Genomic DNA, 25,715 nt, shown 5'->3' with positions numbered 1-25,715 from the left:
GGTACGTCCTTGTGGGTGGCGTCCTAAGGGATTCTCGTCTTGTCAGTGATCTTGTTCATCAACGTGGCGACCTGTGCCCGCAATCGAGCATTCTCATCAGCCAGACGCGCATGTTCTTCCTTGTCACGAAAGGTAATGCTTCCACGCAGTCGCCGCTGCGCGTCACGGATGTAGGCCGCTTGGCTCGCCAGGCTTTGCTGCCCCAACGCATGCGCCACCGACATGGCGATCGCCTCGCCGCCCGTATCCAGTCCGAGCTCGAGTCGCGCATCGATTTCACGTTCCACGTACGCGTTCGTAAAGCCGCGACGCCACGCGTGAAGGCCCGCGCCCTTGGGCCACCTCAAGGCGACACGCGCTCGACTGAAGAGCATGGACACGGCACGCGCCGTGAGCGGTTGCCCCGTACGTTCGTTGAGAAAAATGGCCTGCGAATGGCTACCTGTCCGTGCGATGAGTGCAGCACGCTCGGTTGCCAGATACGTACGAACGTCGTGCACGATGGCCTCTGGCACCGAAAAGATGTTGCTGTAACCGAATTTCTGTACCGATGGCTGTACGTCAAGCGAACCTTCGCCCTGCCACTGCTCGAGCGAGAAGTCATCGACTGTCAGGCTGAGAATCGATCCGCGACGCCATCCGATATGCCATGCCAGTGCAAACAGCAAGCAATTGCGTCGTGCCAACTCCGGCGAGAAGCGATCATAGAAGTACTCGGTGAGTTCAGCCCGATGCGTCTCACCGGGCACAAAGTTCAGCCGATGCTTACTGCGCTCGCCCGCCTGTCGGAAGGTCAGAGGATAGCGTCGCCGCCCGCCCACGGCTGTTGAATGATTTTCCAGCAATGCACTGGTGATCTGGCAACCTTGTGCCCCAAGCAGTCGTCGCCGTCCGTAGACGGGATCTCGCTGGAGCCAGGCGTAGTACAGATAGATATTCCTCAGGTCGAGGTTGATGGTCCGACGACGAGCCTGGGCGTTGCCGCTTCGATTTGCAGACTCTCTTTCCAGCATCGCATCTCGAAACATGCAAAGAACTCTATCGTCGGCGTCCAAGACATCGATGCGCTCCTGGGCCAGATAGCGATACCACTTGGCCAAGGCATAGGCGCGACCTTCTACCGTCTTGACGTTGAGCTGCTGCCCATCGACCAAAGCAATCATGTAGTTCAGAAAGGGCCAGACGGTCCCTCCTTTCGCATCCGTGAGATGCCAGAAGACGGTGTGCTCATCCACCGCATCACGGCGTAAGACCCACGCATCAGTCCCCACGTCCTATCCCTCCTTCTGGTCGTACTCGGCGCAGCACGTCGCGAGCACCCTCAAGGGACAGCGCAGGGGCGGCGCCTCCGACTGCACCATCCCCTTCAAACGCCGGCCCCACCCAAACAACACGGTCACGCGCCTTGGTCATGGCAACCACCCACCAAGGCATGGCCGGCACGGGCGACGGCACAGGAATGACCACGGTGGCGACGTCCCCTGGCGCCAAGTCCGCCATCCCTACGACTCGCAGCGTTGGGCCGGGGGGCGCCACGGACATCTCCTGCAAAGCCGCCGTCCACTGCTCGGCCATCGTCCGCCGTTCCTGCGGATCGTCGATCAATAGGGCAACGGAGCCCTGGCGAAGTTGCTGGTAGCACACGCCAATGGTTGCCTGCCGCAGGTTCGCGGACGTGGCGTGCAACCACCGAACCCCCATCCACGCGCTGTCGCGTGCGTCATAGGGGGCCGCTTGGTTGATCTGAGCCAAGCACTGTTCGTCCGGCGACGAGACGAACGGACTATCGTCCATTCGATCATCGACAGCGAGCGCCAGCGTGGGAACCTCTTCGTAGCGAGCTAAGAGTGCGCGCGTCATATCGACTGGATCATCGAAACGGCCGGTGTTCACAACGACCAACTGCTGCAGCGCCGGTTGGGACACAAGGAGCTTTGCCCAGCAGCCTACGCGGCGACTTGAGGCCAGCCAGAGAACCGCATCGCTGGCCACCCGAAGCCCCAACGGGTCGTCGCCAAGCGTGCTCACCGGCATACCAAGAACATGCTCGAAGTATTCCGCCTGCTGGACGCTTTCAGTGACAACGACCAGCGATTGCCCGCGGCTTACCACGCCTTCACACCATGCTGCAGCAAACATCGCTTGCGTCGTACGCGTTGGCGCGCTGATGCACGCCAACGGCATCGTCGTGATCGAGGTCACGGCGGCGGTGATAGTGTGGGCGCGCTCCTTAAGTTGACGTACTGGCTGTTCTGAAGGCGTAGCACCCGAACCTACTAACGCGTCGAGTCTGTCTAGAATGTACGCACAGCACCGCCATGCGGCATCCCCCATCCAAGTCGCACCGCCCACTGAATGAAGCACGCCCGCCTGACGCGCCATATCAATGGCGCGGCGTACCTGTTGGACATCGTCGCCCATGCAGCCAGCAAGGTCGGAGAGGAGTACCTCCTCGCTCAGCACCCACGCACCATGCTCCCACCACGCCTGCACCACCGACACGGCTGCACCTATCCCCCGTCGATCGTCGTCAGCGGCTACGCCCGCGCGTCGGGCGATGGGGTCCACAACGGCAAAGGGTGCAAAGGCGAGTAACCGATACGGGTCCGTCTGCAACGCATCCGATGCGGTCGGACCGTAGTGGTCGCGTGTGGCCGCGACCAAGGCATCATCGCCACCCCATGCGTAAAGAAGCTGCGCGATCTCCACCTCCCACTGGTGGGCCTCCCAGTACGTCACGGCCCCCAAGGCAAGCTCGTGCGCTGCAGAACCGCCAAGCGTCGTCGCGAGCAAATGTATGTCGCCGTGCGTCAGCCGTTCGGGAAGGTCGCTACCCCAACGGGCCGACCAGCGGCCAGCCCGTCCGCGCGTCAATCCCGGGATGTGGTGGGCCAGGAACGGCGCAACGAGCTCATCGGCAGGCATCGCGCGATGGCCCCGGCCCACCACCCATTTCTCGCCCCATTCCGGATGAGTGGCACTTTCACCGATACAGACCCAGACCTGACCGGGTTGTGGTCGTACAGGCAGCGCCCCGTGCGGAATCCAAACCCGCCAGGCACTGCCATTGACCCACCATTGCCCTGCCCAGGCATCCGCGCTGGCGTCAAAGCAACTGAGCACCAAGCCTTGGCGTACCATCGGCACCCCACCTGCACGTCCCTGCATACCTGCCTTCATCGCAAGCACCGACCGTGATTGAGCAACAACCTGACTTCACGTAGCTGCCTTCGAAGTACGTCATTTTCAGCGCGAAGCCTTACTAGCTCACGCACTAGCGATGAGGCGTGATCAGCTGTTGGCTGTGAGGGTGCCCTCATCACCGAACCTTCCTGCGCATCCAGCGACGCGATCAGCGCACGAAGCGCGGAGTTGGACCCCAAGGTAGACCGAACGATCCCCAGCATCCGACATAAGGCGGCCCGATGCACCTTGCCTTGGCGTCGCGGCACGGGATGGCCCGCGGCCAGCCATGCCTCGAGGCGCGCGACGCTTTGGTGTCCCTTTGTCTGGGAGCTAGGCCTCATGAGTTGCCTTCCGGAGCGGTCGAACCTTCGCCCATTGCGCCGCCAACTGCGCGTTACGGCATCGCTCCTTTTCCAATGCGTCGGTCAATTCTCCATGAAGGCGGCGAAACTCGGCTGCATCGCCCTCGCACTGCGCCTGCAGTCGTTCATGATCCCGCTGCAAGCGGCGCAACGCCCGCTGCTGTTCGCGCACTTCCGCCACCCGGAGGGCAATCACCGTCCGCGCGACGCGCAGCTCCTCTTCCAGCTGCCTCACGCGGCTGTGGCGAGTTGCGTCCCGCTGCAGGCGTGCCCGTTGGCGCAAGGCGGCGATCACTTGCTTGACTTGCGTCTCCAGCGCCGGTCGCTTGGCCAGCGTGTCGTTACCGGTTGCGGTAATAACGGGCAAACGAGCCTGAAGCGCAGGAGCATGCTGCGATCCATCCCATGCCTTGAATTGACGCACGCTCGTCGGAAAGAACTCAAGCACGGCTTGCTCTTTTCCATCCAGCAGCCGATGGCCCTGCTCATCTACGCGACACGGAATGCCGTTCGTCACCCAGTCGCGCAATATGGTTAGTTTGCGCTCGATATTCGCCTGAGCAGCCAACTTGCTGACCGCGGATTGATGCAGCGGCCTGTTCATGGTGTCACCGACGGACGCTCAACCAGTCCCCGCATGGCCTCTGCGTTCACCGCCATGGTGGCCTCCGTGGCGGCAATGAGCCGCTTGAGATTATCGTAGTCATACACAGCCCGCGCCTGCTGCAGCGGCGGAAGCATCACATCGTGCCGATCCTGGTCCAGTTGCACCAGGTCGTCCTGAAGATTGGCAAGGTAGTCGGTGTTGTTGAAGTGATAAGGGCAGGCGTGGCACAACGACGCCCCGGCATGCTCTCGCGCCAACCCATCCGGCTGTTCACAGCGCGCCTTCAGATGACGTCGTAGCGCGGGCGCATGGCACTGTCCGTGGGACATCGGGCGGGCCCCGTAGCCACGGCCTTGGAGCCGCTCGGCAATACGGTGCGAGGCATCCTTCCGTGCCTCAAAACTGACCTGTGGGAGCATCTGCCGATATAGCTTACGCACAATACGACTGAAGCCACCGGCTGTTGATTCGCCGGCCAGCACCTGGGCCACGGCCTGATGCAACTTATCCCGCTCAACTTCCGCGCACGCCGCCTCGATATCAGCATAGCTGTCGTCTAGCACGTCTCGCAGCCGTTCGTCAGCCATCGCGAACGCATGCTTACCCAGCGTCTGACGGATCTGTTCGGCGAGTGGACGCGTCACCGGATCGGTCACATACACCCGCGTCATGGCCACATCCAAGTGACGCAGCTGCTGCTTCAGAGCCCGCAATTCCGCATGCTCGTATTGGTGGTAATAGAGCAGGGCATAGAATCGGCGAAACATGTGCGCCGACACGTTCCAGGTCTCCGGCTGTTGCGGAAACGCCACCCGCATAAAGCTAATCAAGGAACGTGTACGCCCCGTATCCAGGCTGAAAGACAGGTGCGCTTCATCGTCTAGCCGCCGCGAGGTTCGCCGCCCACAGGCGAATAAGCTACCTCCAGGCTGCGCCCCCTCGACCGACGGTGAGCACGACTGCTTAATCGCCTCCAGACATCGAAGCGCATCCGCAGAAGTGCGATTGACATAAAACAAGTGGCGGTCGAAATACGTTTTCTCGATGTAAAACCAAGTCTGATAAAGCCCGGCGACCTCATCGAGCACCACCAAATCTCCCACGCGCACACCACGTTCACGGTCGCAGATCTCCCGCTGCCGGCGAGCGTTCATGGCGGCCAACACAATGGCACAACCGCTCTGTACCGCGGCCAATACCTCATCCACCGTGAAGCTGTCATCGGATTTGGCGTAGGTGCCGCTGGCTAACCAGCGCCGAATGGGTTTTCCCACGCACTCACTCAATTGGTGAGTGAGCGGCTCGTTGACCAACCAAGCTGTCGTCGTTGCGCGCAACGCTAGAGGAGGCGAGGTCTGATCGACGTGCTGTCGTTTCTCAAGCAACGCTATCAGTATGGGGGCGACGTCATAGAGCAGATGCAAGGACGCCTTAATCAAGTCCACCGCCTCGCGCAACGTAAGGTTGGCGGTTCGGCTCGACGGCTTCTCAGCCATCACCTTCGATGCGTGAACTGGCTGCCCCACCACGCGGTGAGCGAATCGATCGACCTCCGCGGGCAACATGTGCCAATCATTGAGCCACCCCATGGTGTTGCGTAATACGAAGGCGCTAGGCGGCTCGTCATCCGTGGTCGAGCGTGCGTGCCACCCTTCAGTGAAGCTCTTATGAGGAAGCATGGCTTCCAGGCGAGCCTTGATAGACGAGGGCAACGGCACGACACCACCCCAGCCGATCCGCGCTCGCCAAAAGGGCTGGTACAACGTCTCGATCAACCGCTGCTTTCCGCGCCTGATCCAGTAGTGAAAGGCGTCCTCTAGCCCGTCAGCCGTTAGCTCATCCAGCACGCGATGCCAACGTTCGGTCACCCCAAGCACGCCAGACCACCCGCCCTTCGCAAAAGTAGCCAATAGCGCATCCGTATCGGCCCGTGACGCGTCCCGGAGGCGGTAAACGCCACGTGCCCGGAGCCAATCCAACACGTGCCGAAGAATGTAGAGCTGACGCGTCAGAACGCGGGGTAGCGGTCTGCCGGTCTTGCTGTTCAACAGACGCTGGTCAACCACCGCCAACGCCATATCCACATAGCCCGAGTCGTCGCACAGACGAAGAAACGACGGATGGCCCGCGGTGGGCGGAAGGATCAAGTCGGCTAGATCAAAGGCTACGGGCGCCGAGCCCGCATCGTAATAGAGCGTTGAGCCGGCGTAGCGGAGTCGTGGGGAGCGAAGGATGTAACGTTTCGAGGTGGATGCCGGCGGCGCTTGCTCGAATGCGTCACCGACAAGCGGTCGCGATGAGGACTGGCTCATGCCATAGCCTCCTCAGCGCAACGCAGTAAGTCAGGGCGCTGTGTATGCACAATCCTAAGGAGCACATGGATGTACAGCAGCCGGGGAACATGCAGGCGCAAAAATGCTTCGGGTTGCGCTGAGGCTAGGACGGACCAACGCGAACGGTAATAGCGCCGCGTCCGGAGGGCCATCTCTAGCGTTTGCGCAGTCACCACGAGGCGATACTGGGGACATCCACCTCCTTGCTGGCAGAGTAGACCCGCACACGGCTCGCCACTGGCCAACGGCTTCCGTGAAGGGCCGGCGAATATGTCTGCGCACGCACCACCGTCCCCGGTCGGCATGAGCAACGAGGCATCGACATCGCGGTGGTCGAGCCCACGCGCGCTGATCAATGGGCTGCCGCCTTCCGCATAGACCAAGGAGGTTTCGATGCGACGCTGGAACTGCAGCATGTTGGCTTCGTTGAGCCGGAAGAACAACGTGTCCTGCAGATAGCCATCGGTCACGCACAAATCGTTGTGCCCCAACAACACACGGACGGCTTCCAGGTCTCGCTGGGGCAAGTAGGTCAGTGCTGCCTTTAGTGGTCGCAAGGCGGAGGGTGAAAAGCTGTCAATGCCATGACGCTGGCACCATGACACCACGCGCTTTTCGTCAATGACATTGATGGTGTTGGCGAAGCCGTCTTTTTGCCATCCGAACCACAGGCGACGTTCGGTAGATGCCAGCAACCCCATGGCTTTCAGTTGCTGGTGATTCCAGAGTAAAAGCTCAATAGCGCGATAGACCACACGTTGTGAAGGGCTCACGTCGACAACGGGCGTATGGTCATCGGTCTTCCCCTTGTAACCCTGCAACCGAAAGCCGCCCTGGGGTTGAAGAACCAAGTCGTCCATCGTCAGGGCGCCCACACTTCCTTGATTCCAACCCGTATGAATCAGCAATGCTAGAAAGATCGACGTCAAGAGGATGTTGGGCAGCCGGTACCTCGCCCATAGCCACGGCGTCAGGTCGTAGCGGAAGCGATACACTTCGACACCTTCGTTCTCCTGCAGGCGGTAAGGGGTAACCTTCCAATCCGATTGCGGCCAGCCAGTAGCATTCCACGCCACGGGGAATGCTTCCTGATGCTGCAACATGATGGCGGCCAGTTCCGCTGCCGTGACAGAAGGGAACGATCGATATTTGCGCTCGGTGAGCGACAGGCAAAGCCAGGCATCCATCTCAGCACGCATCGGTGCAGGAATAGGCATAACCAGCAAGTCCGCTTGTTGTTGCGCTACCCGATCGTAAAGTTCGAGTTCGGCCCCAATCGCTTGCTCGATGGCCTGATACCGCAGCTCCAACTGCCGTTGCGCCTGACGTCGCAGGTCCTCCCAATCAACATGCGGCAGATGGCCGACCACTGGGGGGATATCATTGCGCCGCAGGGCTGGTCTCCGGCGCAGTGCGGGCAATTGCATGGCCACCACATCCCGAAAATGTTGTCCACTTTTGAGAACATCGGGCGCCCAGCATAAGAACTGACGTATAGCGATCGCGAACGCAACAGCCCGTTCACGCGTGATGTCTTCACGAGTCGTCAGGTCCTTCTCGATCATCTGCAACATCGGCAGGACCTCGCTTGCGTCGATCTCGCTAAGCGGCCGACTGAGCAGATTGACGGCGTCGGGCCCGAGACTCCGCAATCCCCGTCGAAATTGGCTCAACTTGTAATCCGTAAAGGGCTCGATCTCCGATGACTGACGAAGTGCTTCTGCGGCTTGTCTCACCATGGACGCAGGTGGCCATAAGGACAGATCAATCACTGAATGGCCCACGCTTTGGCGACCCGAATCCATGCGATTGACCACGATGCGGACCAATCCGCCGTTCACGGATTCGCCATCCCTGTTCCTGATAGATCGACTCCAACCTTGAACTGAATAGCTATATAGCAAGCCATCTTCAAACACTCGGTCAGTAGGTACGATTTGCCAAAACTACCCTAGGTGATCGCCACCAGCTGGAACTGCGCGGGAAAGGTGGACTGCCGCGCGGCCCGGGATATCACGATATGCCCCGATTCCATCGGTTCGCGCAGCACGTCCAGCACATGCCTACCGAACTCGGGCAGCTCATCGAGAAACAACACGCCGTTGTGCGCCAGCGAGATCTCGCCCGGCCGCGGCAGCGCGCCGCCGCCCACCAGGGCCACCGCCGAACTGGTGTGGTGGGGCGCGCGAAACGGGCGGCGACGCCAGAATTTCGGATCGACCGCCTGCCCGGCGACGGATCGTACTGCGCAGGTTTCCAGCGCCTCCGACTCGCTCAGCGGCGGTAGGATGCCGGGCAGACGCTCGGCCAGCATGGTCTTGCCGGTACCCGGCGGGCCCAGCAGCAGCAGGTGATGACCGCCGGCCGCGGCGATTTCCAGCGCGCGGCGCGCCTGCAGCTGGCCGCGCACGTCGGCCAGGTCGGGCCCGGTGACTTCGTCGATGATGCCGCTCGCCGAGCCCGGCGTGGCCAATTCCTGCGCACCACGCAGCCAGCTGCACACGTCGGCCAGCGTGTCGGCCACCAGCACCTCGGCATCGGACACCAGGGCGGCCTCTGCCGCATTGGCCCGTGGCACGACCACGCGGCGCCCGCGCGCACGCGCGCGCAACAAGGCCGGCAGGACGCCGGACACGGCACGCAACGAACCGGACAAGGCCAGCTCGCCGAGGAATTCGCAGTCGTCCAGCTTGTCGCGCGGCACCTGTCCGCCGGCGGCGAGGATGCCGAGCGCGATGGCCAGGTCGAAGCGTCCGCCATCCTTGGGCAGCTCGGCCGGCGCCAGGTTCACGGTGACCCGGCGGTTGGGGTATTCGAACGCGGTGTTCTGGATGGCGACGCGGACGCGGTCGCGCGCCTCGCGCACGGCGGCTTCGGGTAGACCCACGATATTGGTGCTGGGCAAGCCGCCGGACAGATGGACTTCCACCATGACCTGGGGAGCCGCCACGCCTTCCTGGGCTCGGCTGAGGGTGACGGCAAGACTCATGTCGCCCGCACGCCTGCTACGACGCGGGAGCGGCTGCCAGGCTGAAACACGGAGCAACTCCCACAGCGGCCTGCAGAGAAAAATAGCCGCCCCCGATCGTTCTCGGGGTGAGGGTGACGGATCGGGGACGGCTCCCGGGACTTGGGCCCGTGCCGCACCCCATCAGTCAGGTGCCGGCACCAGCCTCGAGATCTGCGATTCGTTTTTCCAGGGCCTCGACCTTGGCGCGGGTGCGCGCCAACAGCTGGCTCTGGACCTCAAACTCCTCGCGCGTGACCAGATCAAGGCGGCGCAATCCCTGCGCCAGAACATCGCCGAAGTTGGTGCGCAAATCCTGTTGCGCCTGAGCCAGTCCAGATGGAACCAACGAAACAAGACGCTGGGCAAGTTGATCGATATCCTGCCTATCCATCATGGATAGCACCTCGAGCTCGTCAGGGTGGAGTGTAGGTTCATGTCTTTAAATGCCACTATCAGGGTGCTCCGCTGCTGCTTGTAGGCATTTTCCTACAGAGAGCCCGGGCGCGACAGCGATATCCCTGCACAGGCAAAATGCAGCACTGCGGCCCGGACCATGGGCCACCTGACGATCAAGAGGAAAACCCATGAAGCTGGTGGTTGCGGTCATCAAGCCGTTCAAGCTGGACGATGTACGCGAGGCCCTGGCCGAAGTGGGCGTGCAGGGCATCACGGTGACCGAGGTGAAGGGCTTCGGCCGCCAGAAGGGCCATACCGAGCTCTACCGCGGCGCCGAATACGTGGTGGACTTCCTGCCGAAGATCAAACTGGAAGTGGCGGTGAGCGACGAGCAGGTCGATCGCGTGGTCGAAGCCATCCAGGCCTCGGCCAAGACTGGCAAGATCGGCGACGGCAAGATCTTCGTCAGCTCGCTCGAGCAGGTCATCCGCATCCGCACCGGCGAGATGGACGGCGACGCGCTCTAAGAGCCGCTCAGGTCGCCAGCTGCGCCCGCTCGAAGCGGCGGTGGTGCACCAGCAGGCCGGCGAAGTAGCAGATGTAATAGCCGATCGTGAGGCCGAAGATCGCCAGGGTCAGCGGGCTGTTGCCAATCGCGGGCCCGCTGTGCGCCATGGCGGGGTCCTGCAGTTGCGGCATCACCACTACGAAGCGCCACGCCAGGCGCCCGATCAGCAGCAGCGTGAGCAGGCCGCCGACCCAGGGGTTGGGAATAAAGAGGTCGTTGCCCTCGGCATCGCGCTCGAAGCGGGTCAGCTTGATGCCCACCGTACCCAGCGCCGCGCCGGCCAGTGCGCCGCCCAGCAGTCCTTCCAACAAACGGGGATTGTGCAGGCCACCCAGGCCGATCAGGGCACCAATGGCGGTGAAGACGGCGATGCGGGCAATCATCCGCTTGCGGCGGATCGGCTGGCGCCCGAAGGTGCCGCGCACACGGCGCCAGATCGCGAACGCCATCAGCGGGATCATCAGCGCGTAGATCATGTTCGGGGTCATCGCGGTCGCCTGGTCATGGGATGCGCGCAGCTTATCGGGCCGGGCGCACCCGCACGACTGACGGGACGCAACCATCGCGGATGACGCCTGTCACCCGCGACGGCGCAAGTTTTTACTTGGCCTTGCCCTGATTCGCCACGGCGGCCATCTTCGCCGCGATCGCTTCGGCGTCACCCAGGTAGTAGTGACGGATCGGCTTGAGGTCCTTGTCGAACTCGTACACCAGCGGCACGCCGTTGGGGATGTTGAGCTCGACGATCTCCTCCTCGGAGATGTTGTCCAGGTACTTCACCAGCGCGCGAAGCGAGTTGCCGTGCGCCGCCACCACCACGTTCTGGCCCGATGCGATGGCCGGCGCCAGCACGTCGTGCCAGTACGGCACCACGCGGTCGACGGTGTCCTTGAGGCACTCGGTATCGGGGATCATCGAGGGATCGAGATTGGCGTAGCGCGGGTCGTTCACCGACTCGTTGCTGGCGCGGTCCAGCGGCGGCGGCGGGATGTCGTAGCTGCGGCGCCACACCTTGACCTGGTCCTCGCCGTACTTGGCGGCGGTCTCGGCCTTGTTGAGGCCGGTGAGGCCGCCGTAGTGGCGCTCGTTGAGGCGCCAGTCGGTGATGACCGGCAGGTACATCTGCTCCATCGCATCGAGCACGCCCCAAAGCGTGCGCACGGCGCGCTTGAGCACCGAGGTGTGCGCGACATCAAAGCGGTAGCCGCCGGCCTTGAGCAGGCGGCCGGCTTCGGCCGCTTCGGCCATGCCCTGTTCGGTGAGGTCCACATCGGCCCAGCCGCTGAAGCGGTTGTCCAGGTTCCACTGGGACTGGCCGTGACGAATGAGTACGAGCTTGTACATGGCGGGAATTCGTGGCGGGAAACTCACGATGGTGAGGCCCCGCCCCGGCCCCGTCAAATCGTGCGGCCCCTGTCGAAGGTCATGCTAAACCCTGCCCGTGCCGGGTGCATCCTAGGGTGGTCAGCCTATTCACGGAGTTCATCATGCGTCGTCATCTGCTAGCTCTCGCCCTCGCCCTGGCCCTGCCTGTCGTCGCCCAGGCCAGCGACAACGATATCGACAAGGTCAACGGCACCGCGCAGGTGGATGCCGGCCAGCACGCCGGCAACGTCAGCACGGTCAACGGCGCGGTGCGCGTCGGCGACAACGCGGTGGTGCAGAAGGCCAGCACGGTCAATGGTTCGGTCAACCTTGGCGATCATGCACAGGCCACCGCGGTCGATACGGTAAACGGCGGCGTGAGCCTGGGTTCGGCCGCCCGCGTCACCGGCACCGTCAGCACCACCAACGGCGGCATTCATCTGGAGAAGGGCGCCGATGTCGCCGGCAAGGTCGGCAACGTCAACGGCAGCATCAACCTCGACGCCGCCCACGTCGGCGGCGGCCTGCAGACCACCAATGGCGACGTCACCGTGGGCGCCAATTCGCGCGTCGAAGGCGGCATCCTGGTGGACAAGCCGGGCGGCTGGAGCTGGAGCAGCAATAACCGCCTGCCGCATGTGGTGATCGGTCCGCACGCGGTGGTGCAGGGCACGCTGGAGTTCCGCCGCGAGGTCGTGCTGCAGGTGAGCGACAGCGCGCAGATCGGCCCCGTGAAGGGCGCCACGCCGGTGAAGTTCAGCGGCGCCATGCCGACGGAGTAAGGGCTAGAAGTGAGGGGAGAGGAGTGAGAAGTGAGAGAGAGTTGGGGTGAGGGGCGCTGTGGCTCTCTCTCACTCCTCACTCCTCTCCACTCGCTCCTGCCTCTCTCACACCCAGTCGCGCGGCTTGAGGTAATCGGCCAGCCGCGCTTCGGGCGATTCTGCCTCGGGCTGGAAGTTGTATTCGAAGCGCACGCGCGGCGGCAGGCTCATCAGGATCGATTCGGTGCGGCCGCCCGACTGCAGGCCGAACAGCGTGCCGCGGTCGTAGACCAGGTTGAATTCCACGTAGCGTCCGCGGCGATAGAGCTGGAATTCGCGCTCGCGCTCGCCATAAGCCTCGTCCTTGCGGCGTTCGACGATCGGCAGATAGGCATCGAGGAAACCCTGCCCCACGTCGCGCGTGAAGGCGAAGCAGCGCTCGAAGCCGCCTTCGTTGAGATCGTCGTAGAACAGGCCGCCGACGCCGCGCGTCTCGCCGCGGTGTTTGAGATAGAAGTACTCGTCGCACCACTTCTTGTAGCGCGCATACACATCGTCGCCGTAGGGTGCGCACAGGTCGCGCGCCACCGTGTGCCAGTGCGTCACGTCTTCATCGTGCGGATAAAACGGCGTGAGATCGAAGCCGCCGCCGAACCACCACACGGGATCCACACCTTCCTTGCTCGCTTCGAAATAGCGCACGTTGGCATGCGTGGTCGGCACGTGCGGATTGCGCGGATGCAGCACCAGCGATACGCCGGTGGCGACGAAACCGCCACCGGCCAGATCGGGACGATGGGCGGTGGCGCTGGGCGGCAACTGGTTGCCGTACACACGCGAGAAATTCACTCCCGCCTGTTCGAAGATCGCGCCATCGCGCAGTACGCGCGTGCGGCCACCGCCGCCAGCGGGACGCGTCCAGGCGTCTTCTTCGAAGCGCGCCTTGCCGTCGATCTGTTCGATCGCCGCGCAAATACGGTCCTGCAGTTCACGCAGGAACAGTTCGGCTTGGTCGGCTTGCTGGCTCATCGGGCGGTCCGTCGTCGTGCAAAGGCCGCCAGCTTAGCAAGCGTCGCGCGTGCGCCGCTGCGGCGGCGCGTCGCGCTTGAGGTCAGCTGAGGCGTGCGCTGATGCGGCGATGACCGATCAAACGCGCCCAGCGCATGCCGATGTCGATCCACATCAGATAACCCGATTCGGCCAGCAGGCGCACGACGTAGCGCCGGTTGAGCACGAGTCGGGCCTCGGCAGCGACCGGCACGCTATGGAAGCCCAAGCGCTGCGCCAGCAGCTGGCAGCGCGCGAGATGGTAGCGGCTGGTCACCAGCGCCACCGGCGGCAGCACCCGTGCCACCGGCCCGTCTTCCTGCAACAGGCTGCGTGCGTGGCGCAGGTTTTCCAGCGAGTCGACCGAGGCCTGCTCCAGCTGCATCACCACACCGGGCGGCAACTCGTGTTGTTCCAGCCAGCTGCGGCCGGCAGCCGCCTCGCTGATGGCGCCGCCGCTGCGGCCGCCCAGCAACAGGACGTGCTCGGTCTCATGCGAACGCATTAGGGCCAGGGCGCGCAGCAGGCGTGCCTGATAGTCCTTTTCGGGCGCGTCGCGCACCAGCCGGCGACCGAATACCAGCACGGTCATGGGCTCCCCGGGGGTGACCGGGCTGCGTGCCGCCACCCGCCATACATGAACGAGATAGCCCACCCAGACCAGGCCCAGGCTCAGGGTGACCGCGGCCACCATCACCACGAAGGCGTGGAGCACGTCCCGGTCGCTGAGATAGCGCCAGGGGCCACGCTTCAATGGGGCAGTGATCGGCGGCACGGGGCAGGGCACGGAAGGTCGACGGCGCAGTGTCCCACGCGTCGCGCGCAGCCGTCACGCCAGGCACAGGGGGCAGTCAAAACGGCGCTGACAAACATGAACGCGATCAAGCCTGGCGGCTGTCCAGACTAGGAAATGTTGCAGTCGCTCGTTAGGCTCGCGCGATGTCAGTACCGATCCAACCCCTTGCCGTAAGTGCCTATACGGTCACTTCAGCGCTCGGCCAAGGTCTCGATAGCCATCTCGCCGCCCTGTCTTCGGGCCATGGCGGCCTCCGTGAAAACGACTTCAGCAGCGCTCCCCTGGCGTGCTGGATCGGCCGTGTCGATGGCGTCGAAGAAGCCGAGCTGCCCGCGGCTCACGCGTCGTGGGAATGCCGCAACAATCGCCTGGCCTGGCTGGGACTGCAGCAGGACCGCTTTCTGGAGCAGGCGCTGGACGCCCGCCTGCGCTACGGCGCCGCGCGCGTGGCGCTGGTGCTGGGCACCTCCACGGCCAGCATCGGCGCCACCGAGGAAGGCTATCGCCACCTCGATGCCGACGGCCGCATGCCGGCGGAGTTGCGCCGTCCGCTGATCCACGCTCCCCATTCCCTGGCCGGTTTCGTGGCCGAGGCGCTCGGGCTCGAGGGCCCTTGCCTGACTGTTTCCACGGCGTGCTCATCCAGCGCCAAGGTGTTCGCCACGGCCGAGCGCCTGATTCGCCTTGGGTTGGCCGATGCAGCCATCGTGGGCGGCGTGGATACGCTGTGCGACAGCGTGCTGTTCGGTTTCAACGCGCTGGAGCTGGTATCGCCCGAACCGTGTCGTCCGTTCGACCAGGCGCGCCATGGCATCTCCATCGGCGAAGCGGCGGGCTTTGCCTTGCTCGAGCGCGTGGACCACGCGCCGCACGCGCCGCGCCTGCTCGGTTACGGTGAATCCAGCGATGCGCACCACATGTCGACGCCGCACCCCGAAGGCGTCGGCGCCGAACTCGCGCTGCGCGACGCACTCGCGCGCGCCGGCCTGCGCGCCGAACAGGTGGACTACATCAACCTGCACGGCACGGCGAGCCTGAAGAACGACGAAGTGGAAGCCGCCTTGATCGCGCGCGCCTTCCCTTCGACCACTCGCGCCAGTTCCACGAAAGGTTTCACCGGCCACACGCTGGGCGCCGCGGGCATCCTCGAAGCGGTGTTCGCCTTGCTGGCGATCCGCCACAACGTGGTTCCCGGCAACCTCGGATGCACCGATCCGGACGCCGCCTGCGGTCCGCAGCTGGCCTTGCAGAGCGAGCAGCGCAGCGTCAACGTGGCCTTGAGCAACTCGTTTGGATTTGGAGGCAATAATGCCTGCCTTGCCTTCGGGAGGGCGCCGGCATGAGTGCACTGCAGGTCCATATTGAAGGCATTGGCCTGTGGTCGCCGGCGCTGAGCGATTTCGCGGCGCTGAAGGCACAACAGCATGGCTTGCCGGTCGACGCCCCGACGGCCCGCCCACAGGCCTCCACCCTGCCCGCCAACGAGCGACGCCGCGCACCCGACAGCGTGTTGCTGGCGGTTGAAGTGGCGGGGCAAGCGGTGGCCATGAGCGGCCGCGCCGCCAGCGAACTGCCCTGCGTGTTCACCTCCGCCTATGGCGATCAGCTGATTTCCGACTACATGTGCGCCACCTTGGCCAGTGCTCCGGCCGAGCTGTCGCCCACGCGCTTCCATAATTCCGTGCACAACGCGCCGGCGGGCTACTGGACCATAGCCACCGGCTGCCAGGCCTCGTCCAGCGCCATTTCCGCCGGTCGCGCCAGCTTCGGCGCCGGCCTGCTGGAAGCGGCCACGCTCAGCCTCGCCGAGCAGCGCGCGGTGCTGCTGGTATGCAGCGACATCGCAGGCACCGGCCCGGTCGGCGAAATGAGCGGCACGCGCAGCTCCTTCGGCTTTGCGCTGGTGCTGTCACCCGCGGTCACGGCGGGTACGCTGGCGAGCCTGGCGATCGAGCTTCAGCCTCACGCCGACCATCCGCTGCGGCCTGCGCCCGCAACGGGCGAGTGGCACGAAACCAATCCGATTGCCGCATCCGCCTGGCCGCTGATGCAGAATCTCGCTGCAGGCCACGGTGACTGCACCCTGGCCGCCGCCGAAACCCTGGCGTTGAGGGTTGTGCTGGAGACACTTGCTTGAATACGTCCGCTGCCCGTTGGTGCGTGCTGATCCCCTGCCTCAATGAAGAGGCGGCGATCGGCGAGGTGGTCCAATCCGTGCTGGCGCTGGGCGTCCCGGTCATCGTGGTCGACGACGGTTCGGACGATCGCACGCCCGAGATCGTGCGCGAGCTGCCGGTGACCTTGCTGCGCCATCCGCAACGCAGCGGCAAGGGCGAAGCGCTGCGCACGGGTTTTCGCGAGGCGCTGCGGCAGGGCTTCGACGCCGTGCTCACCATGGACGGCGACGGCCAGCACCTGGCCGACGACATTCCGCGCATCGCCGCGGCGGCGCAGCGTTATCCCAATCACATCGTCATCGGTGCGCGTCTGCTCCAGCGCGAACAGCAGCCCAAGGGCCGCCGTCGCGCCAACGGCGTGGCCGACTGGGGCATCTCCTGGGCCTGCGCGCAGCCGGTGGCTGATACGCAGAGCGGGCAGCGCTGGTACCCGCGCGGCGCGCTCGACCTGGTCGATCTGCCGGCGGAAAACTTCGTGTTCGAAGCCGCGATTCTGATCGCCGCTACCCGCGAGAAGGGCATCAGCGTGGTGTCGGTGCCGATCGCTTCGCGTTACCAGGGCGAGTTCCGCATCAGCCACTTCAGCCCGATCCGCGATGTCAGCCGCATCACCTTCTACACGGTGGGGCAGATCCTGCGCCACGGCGATGTGCTGGCCAGCTATCGACGCTCGCGCGCCTCGCGTCCGGTGGTGTTCGACGTTGCCGTGACTTGAAAGCAGGAGTGAGGGGAGAGGAGTGAGGAGTGAGGAGTGAGAGAGAGCACACACTCGCCACTCTCACTTCTCACTCCTCTCCACTCTCTCCCGCCTTAAGCCATCCCGCCGTTGACGCCGATCACCTGGCCGTTGATATAGCTGGCGGCATCCGAGCATAGAAACGCCACCAGCGCGGCGACTTCTTCCGGTTTGCCGGCGCGTTGCGCAGGCACCATCTCGCGAATGCGCTCCGGCGGGAATTGCTCGCCGATCATGCGTCCTTCGATTACGCCGGGCGCCACCACATTCGCGGTGATGCCGCGTGACGCCATTTCACGCGCCAGCGAGCGCGTGGCGCCGTGAAGCGCGGACTTGGCCGCCGCGTAATTCGCCTGGCCGCGATTGCCCAGCTGCGCCGCCACCGAACTGACCGACACGATGCGACCGAAGCGCGCACGCGCCATCGGCAGCAGCAGGGGCTGGGTGACGTGGAAGAAGCCGTGCAGCGATACGTCGATCACGCGTCGCCATGCGTCCTCTGACATGCCGGCCAGCGGGCTGTCCTCATGGATGCCGGCGTTGTTCACCACCGCATGCACCGGCCCATCGGTCAGCAAGGTCTCCAATGCGTGCCGCGTGGCAGCCGCGTCAGTGACATCGAAAGCCACCGACTGCGCCGCACCGCCGGCGTCGCGGATCACGGCGGCGACATCATCGGCGCGGGCCAAACCCGTATTGGCGTGCACGATCACGTGGTAGCCACTCGCGGCGAGTGCCTGCGATATCGCCGCGCCAAGATCGCCGCTGCCACCAGTCACCAGCGCGCGACGGGGAGTGTGGTGTTGGGTCATGGCCGCCTCGGCATCAGGGGAGAGGATGAATCACGGCAGCGCGGCCGCTCACCAGCAGGCGCCCGCCCTGTTCGACACGAAAGGCATATTGTGCGCCGGCGTCGTCAGCGTAGAGGCTTTCGGCATGGACGTCCAAACGTCCCTGCGCAGGATCCACCCACTCGATGGCCAGCGATACTTCGCGCAGGCTGACGAGCCGGCCTGGGCGCGCCTCACTCGCACCCCGCTCGCGCGCCAGCAGGGCGCCGTGCACCGCCATCGCCTGCGCGCCATATTCGGCCAGATGCACCGCATGCAGGCCAGCGCTGCCGCGCAACGGATGATCGGCCAAGGCGTGACTCTCGCTGATGGCGTGGATGCTCGTTTCATTCCACGACACCACGGCGTCGAGCAGACTCATCGCGCCCTGGTGGGGAATGAGGTGGGCCCAGTCAGTCTTGGCGAGCATGGGGCGCCATCAGGATCGAGAGACAAAAGTGAAAGGCCACGCCCAGGGCGACCGTAAGACCGATCGCGCGCAGCACGGGAATGGTGCTCCAGGCCAGCATGCCAAACACCAGCAAGGCCGACAGCACGCACACCAGGGTGGCGTGCAGCGTGCGCCGCTGCTCGGCTGCATCGCCTGTATCGCGCTCGAAAAACAGCGCGTAATGCAGGCCGAGGCCCGCCGCCAGGATCAGCGCGACCAGGTGGAACAGCGAAATCTCCACGCCCGCCACACGCTCCACGGCGAGCACCAGAAACGTGGCCAGCGTCATCGGCGCGAGGACGTGCCAGGCGCGCCGCACACTGCGCAGCGCCACCACGATGGCAATCACCAGCAGCACGGTGGCGCCGAGCAAGGCGTGGAGGATGCGCGCGCGGTAATCGACCACCAGCGATTCGGCGGCACCCTTGAGATCCAGCAGGCGCACATCACCGCCGCTGTCGCGGGCGAGCGCCTGCAAGGCAGCCACGTCGTGCACGCCGCTCAGCGTGCCCAGGCCCAGCCAGTGACCATCGCGCTGCATCAACATCGCAGAGACACGCTGGCCCAGCGGCGACGATGCGAATTGTTCCGGCGTCAGCAGCGGCAGGCTGCGGGCCTTCTCCACGTCGTTGACGAAGGGGTCGAACAGGCCGGACTGGAACGGCATGCCTTGTTCGGCCTCGGCTAACGCACTGGTGAGCGCCTCGCGGTCGGGCAAGGCCTGTTGGCGTGCGCGCTGCACGGTGGAGCTGGGCAGGTAGCGCGAGGGCAATTCCACCGCATCGACGGCGTGGCGCGCGACCAGCGCGTCGATCGTGGGTTCGAGTTTTTCCGACAGCGCGAGCACGCCTTGCTCGTCCGGCGCCTGCAGCACCAGCAGATAGCGCACGTCCGGCGCACCCAGCGCCTCGCGCAGTCGCGCGTCGCGCAGCAACAGATCGCGCGGCAGCGGCGTCAATGCCGACAGATCGTTCTGCCAGAACGGGCCTTGCGCGAACACCAGCATCAGCACGGTGGCCGCAGCCACTACCAAGGGAATCCAGCGTGGGCGCGGCAAACGGTCGACGAATCGCCGCGCACTTATCAGCCAACCCATATCGGCGACATCGCGCACGCGCTCGGGCAACAGATAGGGCAGCAGGTAGCGCGTGCTGAAGCCAGCCACCAGCAGGCCGGTCACGGTGAAGACGGCTAATTGCTGCAGGCCGCTCACGCCGGAGGCGAAGAAGGCCGCGTAGGCAATGCATGCCGAAGCGATCGCCGTGAGCAGCAGCGGCCACAGATCGCGCACGCTTTGCACGGCGTTTTCGCCGGCACGACGATGGCTCAACACGCGTATCGGATATTCCTGCGCCACGCCAAGCAGGGTGAAGCCAAACGCCAGCGTGATGCCATGCACCTGCGGAAACAGCAGCACGAGCGCGGCAATGCCGGCCAGCGCCGCACTGGCGATCGGCAACGCCGATAACAGCAGCGAGCCGATGCTGCGATACGCCAGCAACAGCAGCACGATGAAGCCCACCGTCGAAATGCGTCCGATCCACTCCGCCTGCCCGCGCGTCTGCTCGCTCGCCACCACGCTGAAGTAGCCCGGCCCACTAACCGCCACCGATCCACCCGCGTGATCGGGCAAGGCGTCGAAGGCGCGATGGATACCGTCGATGGCCTGCGACTGCGCATCCGGATCAAAGCCCGCCGACCGCGTCAGCACCAGCAGCAAGGCCTCGTGCTGCGGCGAGAACCACACGCCCTGCACGAGCTCGGGCGACTTCGGCGGCGACCAGCGCTCGGCCAGCTTGAGCACTTCCAGCGTGGGATCGCGCGGCAGCAAGCCTTTCAGCAGCGATGCCGCGGGTGATGACAAATCATCCAGACGCTGTTCCAGCTCATCGCGCAGATACGCGGCATCCATGCGCTGATGATCCAGCGTGGGCGAGAGCAGATAGCGATACGGCAGCAGGGCATCGTCGAGTGCGCCGATATCGAAGCTGCCGTTGAGCACCTGGGTGTAGCGCTGATCCTTGCGCAGCGCCACGGCGAGCTGCTGACTGAGCCCGGCGAGTTGCTCATCGGATTTGCCGCTGATGGCGAGCAAGAGCAGGCGCGAGCCCGGGCCCTCGCCGACCTGCTCCATCAACAGGCGCTGATCGGGCGTGGTGGGCGCCGGCATGAAGCTGCGCAGGTCGGTGCTCACCGTCAGGTGTCGCGTAACGAACAGACCAAGCGCCGCCAGCGCGGCCAGCCAGAGCACCAGCAGCGTCACCCGGCTGCGGCGCACGCTCAGCTGCCCCGGCAGAGCGTGATGAGCGCGTCGCGCGTGGGCGCGGTCGGCATCCTGGCAGCGTAGTCGCCCAGCAGATCGATGGCGATGTCGCCATCGGCCTCCTGCATGCGCATGCAGTGCGGCTCGTTGCCGCTGCCGTCGATGTCGATGCGGCTCACCGTTTGCGCGAGTTTCGCGTCGCGCGGGGTCAGGGTGAGCGTCCAGTGATCGGCGCCATCGGCGCTGTGCTGCACGGTGAACGCTTGCTCGAGGCGCGACGAATCGCCGCCCAGCAGGGCCACGAAACTGTCGAGCAACAGCTGCAGCTGCGGCGCACGCTTCAGCGAAAAGCTACGCGGCGATCGACCTTCGCGCTGCTGCGTCACTTCACCGTCGCCGATGGTCGACACTTCGCGCGTGGGATGTTCGACCGTACGCTCGAGCTTGTCGCCACCCAGCCAGGCCAGCTGGCCGGAAACGACCAGCGGCTTGTCCAGCATCTTCATGAAGCGTGCTTCGGCGAAGGGCGTGCGTGCTGGCGCCGGACGGCCCAGCGAGGCGACCAGCGCGCGTGCCGTGGCGGCGTCTTCAGGCGCCGACGCGTTCGTGCTCGTGGTCGCGCACAGCGACAGCGTCAGGGCGCACAGCAGTGTCCACGTCTTGCTGCCAGAAGTCATAGAAATTGAACCAGTTGTAGGGGGCGACCCGGATGTAGTGTTCCACGCGACGGGCAAAGCGCGCGATCACGGCGTCCAGCGCCTGGGCGCGATCCTGTCGTGGAATCTCGATGCGATCGGCAAACGGCTCGAAAATGAGGCGATAGCGATTGCCGCCTTCATACAGCCCGAAACACAGCACCACTGGCACGCGCAGACTGTGCGCAAGCAGCCAGGGGCCGACCGGGAACGGCGCGGGCTCGCCCAACAAGGGCGTGCGCCGCAGCACTTCGTGTTCGCGTCCGCGATCGGCCAGCAGGGCGACCATCGCCCCTTGTTGGCAGGCTTCGGCCATCGCCAGCGTGATCGACGTGCCGCCCGCGGAGGCATCGATGACGCTGGCGCCTACATCGGGTGCAAGCGCTTCGAGCAGCTGGGTCAAGGCCGGTGTCTTCTGCTTGTCCAGCACCACGCGCAGGTGGGTGTCGGGGCGACGCGCACTGAGCGCGCGCAAGGCCTCAAAACTGCCCTGGTGGGTGCCCAGCAGCAGCACGCCGCGCCCTTCGGCGAAGCTCGCCTCAAGCTGTTCGAGGCCTTCCACCGTCACGTCGAAGCCCTGCTCGCCACGGGCGAGCAGGAAGACGCGATCGAGCATGGTCGATGCGAAGCAGTGGATATGCTTCATCACATGCCAGGGCGTGACCGGCTTGTGCAGCACGCGCTCCAGGAAACGGCGCGACGCTTCGCGCTCGGGTCCGCGGCGCCAGTAGAAGTAGAGCGTGATCGGATACAGGATCACCCGTGCCAGCGGGCGGCCGCCGTACAACGCGATGCTGCGGATCAGCCATAGCGCAAAGCGTCCGCCGCCTTCGGGCCGGCTCTGCCAGTGTTCGCTCATATCGTTCCCTCGATGGAGCCGCGCGCGAGCAGATCGTCGCCGCGATGAATCTCAAAACGCACGCGGCCCTGGCCTTCGGTAAGCGCGATCTGCGCCTCCTGTGCCGGTAGGAGTGGCGCCACAAACTTCGCTTCCAGCACGCGCGCCAATCGCTGGCCGCGCCAATCGCGCAAGGCCAGTGCGACCTGTTCCAGCAGTACGACGCCAGGCACCAGCGGCGAGCCGGGGAAATGACCCGGCAGGCAGGGATGATCCGCGCCCACCAGAAATGCGCGCTGAAAGCCCGGCTGACTCATGGCGAGGCCGAATGGTCGCCGCGCACCAGCGCCGGCCAGCGCGCCGCAATGCCCATGGCCAGTTCGTGGAAACGCGGGTGGTCCACATGCCGCAGATGCCAGCGACGGAACACGTTCTCCAACAGGAAGGCGCTGGCGATCAACACATAGCCGCCCACATGCACATAGGACTGGGCGATACCCGCCGGTACCGGCCAGGGCGAAGCCACGCCCAACGAACTGAGCAGCCCGCCCGGCTCCGCGCACAGCAGCAACACCGCCAACACCGCGGCCTGCCCCGCCGTGAGCAGCGTCCAGAACCAGGTGAGGTGGCGTGCATAGGGCGCAATGCCGGGCACGGCGAGTCGCTCGGGACCTTCCAGTGCCTCGATGAAGCGTGCGATCAGCGGCGTCTGGCCTGCCCGCAGCGTGCGACCGAACAGGGAGGCCAGCAGGATATTGATCGCGATCGGCACGCATTCCAGCAACAGGCCCACCATGCCGTGCAGCCACAACCAGGCCATCACCGCCAGCGTGCCCAGCCATACCAGCCACGGCAGGGCGCGGCGGGTGGCCAGCGCGGGGATCATCAACACAGTGAGCAGCAAGGCGCAGGCCGCCAGCGAGAAGCCCTGGCGATGGGTCAGCACGCCGGCCATCGCCAGCACCGGATAGCCGAACATCAGCGGCATCCAGCGCCGCGACGTCGATTTCGGTGTAGCTGCGTTTGATGACGACATGGGTTGCTCAGCCTGCATGACTAACCAGACGGCGTGGACCTTGGTCTGCCGCGTGCGCGATACATCATGCCCGATCGTTCTTAAACGGCGCGCTGCCGTTCAATGTGCTCGGAGAGCGTGCGCAGGCTGGTGAAGATCTTGCGATTCTCGGGGTTGTCCGAACGAAGCTGGAACCCGTAACGCTTGGACACGGCCAAGGCGATTTCCAGGGCATCGATGGAGTCCAGGCCCAGATCGCCGCCGAAAAGCGGTGCATCGGGATCAATCTGGTCGGCCGTGACGGTTTCCAGATTGAGGCTGTCCACGATCAGCGTGGCCAGTTCGTGTTGTGCGGTGCTCTGCTCGGCCATGCCTTTCCGTACCCGAATTCTTGCGCCTCTCCCCCAGAGCCGCAGGCCGGCCAGTGTACCATAGCGTCCTAGAGTCTCCGGTTGGATGCCCATGGTTCAGGGTTGTGAAAACGTCAGGCCTGCGCTGCGTCGCGCGCCGCAGGTGTCCTACCGGTGGGTCGATCCGGATGCGGTCTTGAACGATGCCGGCACGCTGGCCGTGTTCGGTTTCGGCACGGGCGCCGAGCGCAGTACCGATCCGCGCTGGCTGCCGGTGGACCTGGAAGTCTTTGACGCTCCCACGCCGCTGGAAATCTGGCAGGTCGACGGCCCGGTGACCCACGGGCGGGTGGGCGAGTTGCAATGGTCGAGCGGCGACGGCTGGCTGTTCGCTGCCATTACCCTGGATGAAAACCTACATGGCGGACCGCTCGCCACGGCGGCAAGCGCTTACGCGCAGTTATGCGATTTCGTCGCCTCGCGTCGCGAGCGTCACGTCCAGCGCATCTGGAACTACCTGGCCGACATCAACGAAGGCGCAGGCGACACCGAGCGCTACAAGCAGTTCTGCGAAGGCCGCGCCGAAGGCATGGCCAGCTTCTTCGCGGATGGTTTTCCCGCCGCCACCGCCATCGGCCACCACGCCTCGGCGCCGCGCCTGCAGGTGTACCTGCTGGCCTGCGACGAGCCGGGCGAACGGGTGGAGAATCCGCGCCAGGTCAGTGCCTGGCGCTACCCGCGCCAATACGGTCGCACGCCGCCCAGTTTCGCCCGGGCCATGGCCCTGCCGGCGCAGGATGCACTGGCCATCTCCGGCACGGCCGCCGTGGTGGGCCATGCCTCGGCGCACGAGGACGATCTGCTCGCGCAGCTGGACGAAACCCTGGTGAACCTCGAAGCCCTGCTGTCGAGTGCCAACATGCCGGCCGGCTTCGACACGCAGTCGCCGCTCAAGGCCTATGTGCGCCACCCGACAGATGCGCCGCTAGTGCGTGAATTCCTGCAGCAACGGCTGGCCGGCGTGCCGGTACTGGTGCTGCACGGCGATATCTGCCGCAGCGAACTGCTGGTGGAAATCGACGGCTGGCGTTACGCCTGAGCGGCGTCAGTCCTTCCATCCGTCCGGCGAGCGGCAGGCGGCAAACGTCTGGCTGAATTGGTTCACCATGAAGTCCGCCAATGCGGATTTGGCGCCCGGCAGCGCCACGTAGGCCTCAGCCAGCGCAAGCGCGCCCTTGCCTGTTGCCAAGGCGGCAACCGGCACGCTGCTGAGCACGGCGGCGTGCACGGTCAGGCCACCGGTGCGGTAGCGGAACAGCGCGGTGCAATCGTCCGGACGCGATTGCCAGCTCATCACCGGATTGGTCTGCCCGAGCAGGATGGGCGGCACATCGTGGCGCGAGCCCAGCTGCTCGCCAGCGCCGGGCAGCAAGCCTTCGGCCTCCTGCAACAGGCACTCCTCGCACGCCGGAATCACGGTGTAACTGACCCAGCCCGAGCTCGCGCCTTCGGGCGCGGCGAAGGTGTAGTGCGCGTTGGCGTCCACACCGATGGTCGCGTACTGCACGCGCCAGCCCTGGGGTACCGCCATCCAACCGGCCACACCGCCGTAGAACCATTGCACGGCATCCTTCGAGGGTGATGACGCGCTTGGCAGCGCTGGCAGTTTCGCCGGATCCGGACGCGTCCAGTCACCCGCGCCCGAGTGCACATCGATCAAGCTGACGGTGAGGCCGCCAATCGGCACCGTGTGCAAGGCGTAGTCGGTTCCCGCCGCCGAGCGCATCTCAGGCGTGCCGGGCAGCTCGCGCACGCCCGCGGCCGCATGAACCTGCGACCCCGTAGTCGACAGCAGACACATGGCGACGATCGCCATCACATGTCGGAACCGAAAGCGCATAGCCACCCCCTGTTGCGTCAGCGGGTAGC

The 25,715-nt window shown here is 64.9% G+C and carries 25 protein-coding genes and 1 pseudogene; 6 read left to right on the top strand and 20 right to left on the bottom strand.

The window, feature by feature from the left end:
* Nucleotides 1-23: 23 nt before the first annotated feature.
* The 7 genes and pseudogenes from Y882_RS19195 to Y882_RS07325 form a co-directional block, all read right to left on the bottom strand.
* Nucleotides 24-1,271, bottom strand: a complete 1,248-nt coding sequence (locus Y882_RS19195; RefSeq protein WP_082120991.1) for a site-specific integrase — start codon at nucleotides 1,269-1,271, stop codon at nucleotides 24-26.
* Nucleotides 1,261-3,180 carry a helix-hairpin-helix domain-containing protein gene (locus Y882_RS07350; protein WP_082120990.1) on the bottom strand — a complete coding sequence of 640 codons (1,920 nt, stop codon included), beginning with the start codon at nucleotides 3,178-3,180 and terminating at the stop codon, nucleotides 1,261-1,263. The genes Y882_RS19195 and Y882_RS07350 overlap by 11 nt, the downstream gene beginning before the upstream one ends.
* A gap of 336 nt (nucleotides 3,181-3,516) precedes the next feature.
* Nucleotides 3,517-4,152, bottom strand: a complete 636-nt coding sequence (locus tag Y882_RS07345) for a hypothetical protein (RefSeq protein WP_046971254.1) — start codon at nucleotides 4,150-4,152, stop codon at nucleotides 3,517-3,519.
* Nucleotides 4,149-6,467 (bottom strand): site-specific integrase, encoded by a 2,319-nt coding sequence (locus Y882_RS07340; protein ID WP_046971253.1) that lies wholly within the window; start codon nucleotides 6,465-6,467, stop codon nucleotides 4,149-4,151. The genes Y882_RS07345 and Y882_RS07340 overlap by 4 nt, the downstream gene beginning before the upstream one ends.
* Nucleotides 6,464-8,329: a hypothetical protein gene (locus tag Y882_RS07335; RefSeq protein ID WP_156171357.1), complete on the bottom strand. Its 1,866-nt coding sequence runs from the start codon at nucleotides 8,327-8,329 to the stop codon at nucleotides 6,464-6,466. The genes Y882_RS07340 and Y882_RS07335 overlap by 4 nt, the downstream gene beginning before the upstream one ends.
* A gap of 119 nt (nucleotides 8,330-8,448) precedes the next feature.
* A pseudogene (locus Y882_RS07330) lies at nucleotides 8,449-9,477 on the bottom strand (YifB family Mg chelatase-like AAA ATPase); the annotation flags it as partial.
* Nucleotides 9,478-9,643: 166 nt separating this feature from the next.
* The gene (locus Y882_RS07325; protein WP_046971251.1) at nucleotides 9,644-9,892 is read right to left on the bottom strand and encodes an accessory factor UbiK family protein; all 249 of its coding nucleotides are present in this window, start codon (nucleotides 9,890-9,892) and stop codon (nucleotides 9,644-9,646) included.
* A 190-nt stretch (nucleotides 9,893-10,082) separates the two neighbouring features.
* On the opposite strand from Y882_RS07325, the gene glnK reads away from it, so the two are divergent.
* Complete coding sequence (gene glnK, locus Y882_RS07320; protein WP_046971250.1) at nucleotides 10,083-10,421, top strand: P-II family nitrogen regulator; 339 nt, start codon at nucleotides 10,083-10,085, stop codon at nucleotides 10,419-10,421.
* Between the two features lie 7 nt (nucleotides 10,422-10,428).
* On the opposite strand, the gene Y882_RS07315 is transcribed toward glnK, so the two are convergent.
* Together Y882_RS07315 and gpmA are read right to left on the bottom strand one after the other, a co-directional pair.
* Nucleotides 10,429-10,938 (bottom strand): CcdC protein domain-containing protein, encoded by a 510-nt coding sequence (locus Y882_RS07315; protein WP_244466278.1) that lies wholly within the window; start codon nucleotides 10,936-10,938, stop codon nucleotides 10,429-10,431.
* 124 nt (nucleotides 10,939-11,062) lie between these two features.
* The gene (gpmA, locus tag Y882_RS07310; RefSeq protein ID WP_046971248.1) at nucleotides 11,063-11,806 is read right to left on the bottom strand and encodes a 2,3-diphosphoglycerate-dependent phosphoglycerate mutase; all 744 of its coding nucleotides are present in this window, start codon (nucleotides 11,804-11,806) and stop codon (nucleotides 11,063-11,065) included.
* Nucleotides 11,807-11,949: 143 nt separating this feature from the next.
* On the opposite strand from gpmA, the gene Y882_RS07305 reads away from it, so the two are divergent.
* On the top strand, nucleotides 11,950-12,609 hold the full coding sequence (locus Y882_RS07305; RefSeq protein WP_046971247.1) for a DUF4097 family beta strand repeat-containing protein: 660 nt from the start codon (nucleotides 11,950-11,952) through the stop codon (nucleotides 12,607-12,609).
* 105 nt (nucleotides 12,610-12,714) lie between these two features.
* Here Y882_RS07305 and hemF read toward each other — a convergent pair whose 3' ends face one another.
* Both hemF and Y882_RS07295 read right to left on the bottom strand, forming a co-directional pair.
* Nucleotides 12,715-13,617 (bottom strand): oxygen-dependent coproporphyrinogen oxidase, encoded by a 903-nt coding sequence (hemF, locus tag Y882_RS07300; protein ID WP_046971246.1) that lies wholly within the window; start codon nucleotides 13,615-13,617, stop codon nucleotides 12,715-12,717.
* 82 nt (nucleotides 13,618-13,699) lie between these two features.
* Nucleotides 13,700-14,410, bottom strand: coding sequence for a YdcF family protein (locus Y882_RS07295; protein ID WP_244466277.1), 711 nt, complete (start codon nucleotides 14,408-14,410; stop codon nucleotides 13,700-13,702).
* Between the two features lie 164 nt (nucleotides 14,411-14,574).
* Here Y882_RS07295 and Y882_RS07290 point away from each other — a divergent pair, with 164 nt between their 5' ends.
* From Y882_RS07290 to Y882_RS07280, 3 genes are read left to right on the top strand one after another with little or no spacing between them, the layout of a single operon-like run.
* Nucleotides 14,575-15,774 (top strand): beta-ketoacyl-[acyl-carrier-protein] synthase family protein, encoded by a 1,200-nt coding sequence (locus tag Y882_RS07290; RefSeq protein WP_211259137.1) that lies wholly within the window; start codon nucleotides 14,575-14,577, stop codon nucleotides 15,772-15,774.
* Nucleotides 15,771-16,568, top strand: coding sequence for a beta-ketoacyl synthase chain length factor (locus tag Y882_RS07285; RefSeq protein ID WP_046971244.1), 798 nt, complete (start codon nucleotides 15,771-15,773; stop codon nucleotides 16,566-16,568). Before Y882_RS07290 ends, Y882_RS07285 begins: the two co-directional genes overlap by 4 nt.
* Nucleotides 16,565-17,323 (top strand): glycosyltransferase family 2 protein, encoded by a 759-nt coding sequence (locus tag Y882_RS07280; RefSeq protein WP_046971243.1) that lies wholly within the window; start codon nucleotides 16,565-16,567, stop codon nucleotides 17,321-17,323. Before Y882_RS07285 ends, Y882_RS07280 begins: the two co-directional genes overlap by 4 nt.
* Nucleotides 17,324-17,418: 95 nt before the next feature.
* Here Y882_RS07280 and fabG read toward each other — a convergent pair whose 3' ends face one another.
* The 8 genes from fabG to Y882_RS07240 all read right to left on the bottom strand — a co-directional run bounded on the left by fabG (nucleotide 17,419) and on the right by Y882_RS07240 (nucleotide 23,807).
* Nucleotides 17,419-18,156, bottom strand: coding sequence for a 3-oxoacyl-ACP reductase FabG (gene fabG, locus Y882_RS07275; RefSeq protein WP_046971242.1), 738 nt, complete (start codon nucleotides 18,154-18,156; stop codon nucleotides 17,419-17,421).
* A 13-nt stretch (nucleotides 18,157-18,169) separates the two neighbouring features.
* On the bottom strand, nucleotides 18,170-18,604 hold the full coding sequence (locus tag Y882_RS07270) for a hotdog family protein (protein WP_046971241.1): 435 nt from the start codon (nucleotides 18,602-18,604) through the stop codon (nucleotides 18,170-18,172).
* Nucleotides 18,588-20,903 carry an MMPL family transporter gene (locus Y882_RS07265; protein ID WP_046971240.1) on the bottom strand — a complete coding sequence of 772 codons (2,316 nt, stop codon included), beginning with the start codon at nucleotides 20,901-20,903 and terminating at the stop codon, nucleotides 18,588-18,590. Before Y882_RS07265 ends, Y882_RS07270 begins: the two co-directional genes overlap by 17 nt.
* 2 nt (nucleotides 20,904-20,905) lie before the next feature.
* Complete coding sequence (locus Y882_RS07260) at nucleotides 20,906-21,565, bottom strand: LolA-related protein (protein WP_046971239.1); 660 nt, start codon at nucleotides 21,563-21,565, stop codon at nucleotides 20,906-20,908.
* On the bottom strand, nucleotides 21,477-22,442 hold the full coding sequence (locus tag Y882_RS07255) for a lysophospholipid acyltransferase family protein (protein ID WP_046971238.1): 966 nt from the start codon (nucleotides 22,440-22,442) through the stop codon (nucleotides 21,477-21,479). Before Y882_RS07255 ends, Y882_RS07260 begins: the two co-directional genes overlap by 89 nt.
* Nucleotides 22,439-22,738 (bottom strand): ApeI family dehydratase, encoded by a 300-nt coding sequence (locus Y882_RS07250; RefSeq protein WP_046971237.1) that lies wholly within the window; start codon nucleotides 22,736-22,738, stop codon nucleotides 22,439-22,441. The genes Y882_RS07255 and Y882_RS07250 overlap by 4 nt, the downstream gene beginning before the upstream one ends.
* Nucleotides 22,735-23,457, bottom strand: coding sequence for a COG4648 family protein (locus Y882_RS07245; RefSeq protein ID WP_046971236.1), 723 nt, complete (start codon nucleotides 23,455-23,457; stop codon nucleotides 22,735-22,737). The genes Y882_RS07250 and Y882_RS07245 overlap by 4 nt, the downstream gene beginning before the upstream one ends.
* 80 nt (nucleotides 23,458-23,537) lie before the next feature.
* Nucleotides 23,538-23,807 (bottom strand): phosphopantetheine-binding protein, encoded by a 270-nt coding sequence (locus tag Y882_RS07240; RefSeq protein WP_046971235.1) that lies wholly within the window; start codon nucleotides 23,805-23,807, stop codon nucleotides 23,538-23,540.
* Between the two features lie 91 nt (nucleotides 23,808-23,898).
* Between Y882_RS07240 and Y882_RS07235 the strand changes: the two genes are divergently transcribed.
* Complete coding sequence (locus tag Y882_RS07235) at nucleotides 23,899-24,885, top strand: chorismate transformation FkbO/Hyg5 family protein (protein ID WP_046971234.1); 987 nt, start codon at nucleotides 23,899-23,901, stop codon at nucleotides 24,883-24,885.
* A gap of 6 nt (nucleotides 24,886-24,891) precedes the next feature.
* On the opposite strand, the gene Y882_RS07230 is transcribed toward Y882_RS07235, so the two are convergent.
* Entirely contained in the window at nucleotides 24,892-25,686 is a 795-nt protein-coding gene (locus Y882_RS07230; RefSeq protein ID WP_156171356.1) for a DUF4850 domain-containing protein, read from the bottom strand.
* Nucleotides 25,687-25,715: the final 29 nt, after the last annotated feature.

This window comes from Dyella japonica DSM 16301, assembly GCF_001010355.1.
In the GTDB taxonomy this organism is placed as follows: Bacteria; Pseudomonadota; Gammaproteobacteria; order Xanthomonadales; family Rhodanobacteraceae; genus Dyella; species Dyella japonica.
Note: the sequence above shows the minus strand (reverse complement) of the source record. Positions and strands in the feature narration are given on the sequence as shown.